This is a genomic window from Achromobacter sp. DMS1 (assembly GCF_001270295.1).
On the sequence record NZ_LHSJ01000285.1, the window covers coordinates 1 to 5,095 of the forward strand.

The 5,095-nt window shown below is 70.4% G+C and carries 4 protein-coding genes and 1 pseudogene; all 5 read right to left on the reverse strand.

Annotation, left to right across the window (positions count from 1 at the left end):
• Window positions 1-83: 83 nt before the first annotated feature.
• Window positions 84-527, reverse strand: a complete 444-nt coding sequence (locus AD428_RS22540) for a universal stress protein (protein WP_053246656.1) — start codon at window positions 525-527, stop codon at window positions 84-86.
• Between the two features lie 245 nt (window positions 528-772).
• Window positions 773-1,459, reverse strand: a complete 687-nt coding sequence (locus AD428_RS22545) for a GntR family transcriptional regulator (RefSeq protein WP_053246657.1) — start codon at window positions 1,457-1,459, stop codon at window positions 773-775.
• A gap of 135 nt (window positions 1,460-1,594) precedes the next feature.
• A complete protein-coding gene (locus AD428_RS22550; RefSeq protein ID WP_053246658.1) occupies window positions 1,595-2,578 on the reverse strand; it encodes a tripartite tricarboxylate transporter substrate binding protein in 984 nt (327 codons plus the stop codon).
• Window positions 2,579-2,650: 72 nt separating this feature from the next.
• Window positions 2,651-4,665, reverse strand: a pseudogene (locus AD428_RS22555) (acyl-CoA synthetase).
• Window positions 4,662-5,095: acyl-CoA dehydrogenase family protein (locus AD428_RS22560; protein ID WP_255352294.1), on the reverse strand; the 434-nt coding region annotated here is incomplete at its 5' end. The pseudogene AD428_RS22555 and the gene AD428_RS22560, both read right to left, overlap by 4 nt.

A 5,095-nucleotide genomic window follows, 5' to 3' on the forward strand; every position in this document is an offset into this window, starting at 1 on the left:
AGGTATTGCGGCCTGAGGCGGTGGTCCATGGGCGGCCCCGCGATGTCCGTGCGCCCGTCCGCCAACGGCGGCGCCCGGGCGCATCAGCTCTTGCGATACACCAGCACCGGCACCTTGGAGTGGGTCAGCACTTTCTGCGTCTGGCTGCCCAGGACGATGGCGCTCATGCCGCGGCGGCCGTGCGAGGCCATGGCGATGAGGTCGCACTGGCGGCTGACGGCGGTGTCGATGATGGCCTGGAAGGGATCTTCGTGGGTGACGCGCAGGGTTTCGCAGGGCACGCCGAGCGATTGGGCCTGTTCGGCGGCTTCGCCGAGAATGCGGTCGGCCTGGACGCGCATGGCTTCCTGGTACTCGGTCAGGCTCTTGGCGATCTGGGTGGCGCCCAGCGCGAAGACGTGGAAGGGCTCTTCCACGGTGAGGAGCGTGACCCGCGCGCCCAGCGACTTGGCCAGTTGCAGGCTTTGCCGGACCGCGTCGGTGGAAAGGGGGGATCCGTCGGTGGGGATGAGGATGTGCTGATACATGGCGTTGTCTCCGTTTTGAGGGGCACATCGATTGACAGTCGGCGCCCGGCATGCGGGCGCGTCTCCGCGAGCCGGAGACTTTCTTACTGTAGCCGGGAAGCGCGCCTGGCGGTTTGCGCGGCGTCAATGCCGCCAGGCGGGTTTGATGCGGGGGAATTTCCCGCGCCGGGCGCGCGGCGCCCGGGACGCGTGCCGCCCGGGACGCATGCCGCGGGAAAGGAGGCTCCTTTTAGCGTTAACAGGCCCTAGCTGAGCAGCGCGGCCACCAGGTCGCCGCCGGCGGCCGGCGGGCCGCTGAAGTCCAGGGCGGCCTCGACGTTGCGCAGATGCTCGTCCATGAGCGCGCAGGCGCGTTCGGTGTCGCCGGCGCGGGCGGCTTCGATGAAGGCGTGGTGTTCGCGCGAGGAGCAACCGGCGTCGTGGGAGCTTTGGTAGAGCACGGTGATGACGGCGCTGCGCGCGGAGAGTTCGCGCAACATGCCGGTCAGTACGGTGTTGCCCACGGTGTCGGCCAGCAGGAGGTGGAATTCGCTCAGCAGGCGGTTGCGTTCCTGCGCGTCGCCGCTTTCGAGGGCGCGCCGCTCGGCGCGCAGGTGGGCGTCGATGCGGCGGTAGTCGGCGGGTCTGGCGCGGGCGACGAATTCGCGGGCCAGCGCCGCTTCGAGAATGCGGCGCACGGCGTAGACTTCGCGCGCCTCGTTGGCGTCGGGCTTGCTCACGAAGGCGCCTTTGTCGGGCACGATGTCGATGAGCTTGTCTTTGGACAGCATGAGCAGGGCGGCGCGGATCTTGGTGCGGCTCACCTTGTAGACGCGCGCGAGCGCTTCTTCGCGCAGGCGGGTGCCGGGGGGCAGCCGGTGCGAGACGATGGCGGCGGAGATTTCCCTGGCGATGTCGCTGGCGCTGGGGTCGGGGGCGGTTTGCGGGGTCATGGGCGCGCGGGCGCGGGCATTGCTACGGGCGCCAGTCTAGCAAACGGCGCGGCCGGAAAACAGAAAAACCGCGCAGATTTTGTATACAAATCTGCGCGGCAAAAGCGGCCCGCAGGCCGCTCCAAGGGAAAAGCGTCAGTTCTTGGCCATCAGGCCCAGGTGCTCGATGAGCGGCTTCTGTTTCACGTAGGTGTCGGCGGCCCAGGCGCGGTAATCCGCGCTGTTGCGATAGGCGGGCTGCTGGTTGAGCTGCTGCATGACTTCCATGCTGGCGGGGCTGTAGAGCGCCTGCTTGAAGGCGTCGTGCAGGATGCGGATGACGGCGGGGTCCATGCCCTTGGGGCCGGCCAGGCCGTATGGCGAAGTGGACACCACGCCGTAGCCGAGCTCTTGCGCGGTGGGCACGTCGGGCCAGCGGGTCGTGCGCTTTTCGCCGAAAGTCACCAGCAGGCGCATCTTGCCGGCGTCCACGAACTGGTCCCAGCCGGTGGCGTCGCTCTGCGCCATGACGTGGCCGCCCAGCAGCGCCTGCTGCATGTCGGCGTTGCCCTTGAAGGGCACGTGGTTGAGCTTGACCTTGGCATTGATGGCCAGTTCCTCCATCAGCAGGTGGGGCGAGGAGCCCACGCCGGTGGAGCCGTAGTCGATGGTGCCGGGCGCCTTGCGCGCGGCCTCGATGTACTCGTTGAAGGTCTTGAAAGGCGAATCCGCGCGCACGGTGAGGCCGAAGGTATAACCGGACAGCCCGATGATGAAGTCGAAATCGTTGATCGGGTGCCAGTTGGTGTGCTGCATGTACGGCATGCGCAGCATGGCCAGCGTATAGAGCGTGATGGTGTAGCCGTCGGGCTTGGCCGTCTTGGCCATGGTGCCCGGGCCCAGCGTGCCGCCCGCGCCGGGGCGGTTTTCCACGACCACGGGCTGGCCCAGCGACTTGGAAGCTTCCTGCGCCAGGATGCGCAGATGGCGGTCGGTGGAGCCGCCGGCCGGGAAGGGCACGATGACCGTAACGGGCTTGGTGGGGAATTGCGGCGTCTGGGCGGCGGCGGGCAGGGCGCCCATCGCCAGGATGCAGAGCAAAGCGCCCAGGCAGGCGCGGCGCAGGGGGGATGCAGGCATGGAAGGTCTCCTCGGGTGGCGGCGTCCCGGTAAACGGGATCTGTGGTTGTGTGGGGAAAGCTTGACGGGGCGCTAGTCGGGAGCGGGCTCGGCCTCGCGCCAGCCGACCCGCACCGGCAGCCGCGCCAGCGACTGGCGCAGCTGCTCGCGCAGCGCGGGCGGGCGTCGGCGCTGGCGCACACGGCGAGCTCGGGACGGGCGTCGTCGGTCAGCCGGAACCAGGGACTGTCCGCCGGGCAGCCCGCGTCGAGCAGGGTGCGCTCGATGAGCGCGCGCACGGTGAAGGCGGCGGCGAGCCGGCGCAGGTCGGGCTTGTAGATCTTGCCCACGTTGGTCATGGGCATGTGCTCGAGCACGATGACCCGCTTGGGCCGGGCGGGGCCTTCGTCCACGTGGCGCGCGGCGTGGACCAGCAGTTCCTCCTCAGTGGCCCGAGCGCCGTCGGCCAGGGTGACGAAGGCCACCGGCAGTTCGCCCGCGTAGGGGTCGGGCGCGCCCACGGCGGCGCACAGGCTCACGGCCGGATGGCGCGCCAGCGCGTCCTCGATGACCTTGGGATCGATGTTGTGGCCGCTCCGGATGATGAGATCCTTGGCCCGGCCCTGCAGGTGCAGGCGGCCCGCATCGTCCAGGAAACCGACGTCGCCGCTGATGAGCCAGCCGTCTTCGGTGAAGGCGCGCGCCGTGTCCTCGGCGTCGAGAAAGCCGGGGATGACGTTGGGCGCCCTGAAGAGCAGCATGCCTGCCTCGCCGGGCGGCAGGTCGCGCGGGGGCTGGCCGGCCGGGGTGTCGAGCGCCGTGACGCGCACTTCCACGTACGGCAGCGGATAGCCCACGCAGTTGACCGGAAAGCGCGAGCCGGGCGGGCTGATGGAGGTGATGCCGGCCATCTCGGTCATGCCCAGGCTTTCGTTGATATGCAGGCCGAACAGGCGCTCGAAGCGGCTGGCCAGCTCGGCGGGCAGGGGCGCCGCGCCGGTGCGGCAGTAGCGCAGCGAGGAGATGTCGGCGCCGTCCAGCGGCACCTCGGCGAGCGCGGCCAGCATCGTGGGCACGCCTTGCAGCGAGGTGACGCGGTGGCGCTCGACCAGCTTCCAGTAGTTGCGCACCACGTCGCGGTTGCGCAGCAGCAGGGTGGTCGGAATGAGGGTGTGCACGCCGGCCGACAGCGCGGCCAGCGAGGCTGGCAGCACGCCCGCCACGTGAAAGAGCGGATAGCCGTTGATGACCACGTCGCCCGGGCCCGCGCCCTGCAATTGCACGGCGGCCCAGGCGCTGAAGACCTGGTTGGCGTGGGTATGTACGGCGAGCTTGGGCGCGCCCGTGGTGCCGCCGGTGTGGAAATACGCGGCCGTGTCGGCGGCGCGGATGACGCGCCCGCTGGCCAGGCGGTCGGCGGGTTGCGCGGCGCGGGCCGCGTTGAAGTCCAGCATGCCTTCGGGCAGCGCGGGGCGCGCGGCCGGGTCTTCGTACCAGGGAGCCACGCGCAGCACGGCGCGCAGCGTGGGCACGCGCTCGCGCAGGGCCAGCGCCTTGGTCCAGGCGCCGCATTCCTGGTCGGAGCCATAGGCGATGAGCACGCGCGCACGGGCCTTGCTCATGAGCGCGGCCAGCTTGTCTTCGGCCAGCAGCGGATTCAGCGGCTGCACGACGCCGGCGGCCTCGCCGCCCCACAGCGCCAGGTGGTATTCCAGGCAGCCGGGCAGCAGGACGGCCACCGCGTCCTGCGCGCCCACACCCAGCGTGTGCAGCAGGTTGGCGGTCTGGTGGATGCCTTCCAGCAGTTCGCGGTAGCTCCAGCAGTCCACCGCGTCGTCCGGATCGGCGGTGCGCAGGAAGGTGAGCGCGGGCCGGTCGCCGAACGCAGCGGCGGAGTTGCGGAAGATCTCGTAGGTGCTCCGCACCGTGAGCGTCTCGGCCAGCGGCCGGGCCGCGATCCGGCGGACGTCTTCCACGCCCCGCACCGGAAACCGCGAGGAAAAGGGGACGCCCGGTCCAGGGACGCCCGGTTCAGGGACGCCCGGTCCAGGGACGCCCGGCGCGGTGTCCCCCGCCACGGGCGCGCCAGGTTCGCGCGCCCCGCTCATGGCCGGCCCAGCGCGATGTAGCGCCGCAGGTGGTGGTCTTCGTCGCCGAACTGGTGGTCGATCATGACGAGGCGCTTGGCGTAGTGCGCGAGCGGCAGTTCCCAGGTCATGCCGATGCCGCCGTGCATCTGGATGCTTTCCTCGGCGACCAGGGTGCCGACGCGGCCGATGGTGGCCTTGGCGGCCGACAGCGCGCGTTCGCGGACGGCGCGGTCGGGGTTGTCCAGGGCCGCCGCGGCGTTGATGACGGCCGAGCGCGCCTGCTCGATTTCCAGCAGCAAGTCGGCCATGCGGTGCTGCAGGGCCTGGAAGCTGCCGATGGGCACGCCGAACTGGCGGCGCGTGCGCAGGTAGTCGAGCGTGGCGTCGCGCGCGCAATCCATGGCGCCCACGGCTTCGGCGCACAGGGCCAGCAGGCCACGGCCCAGTG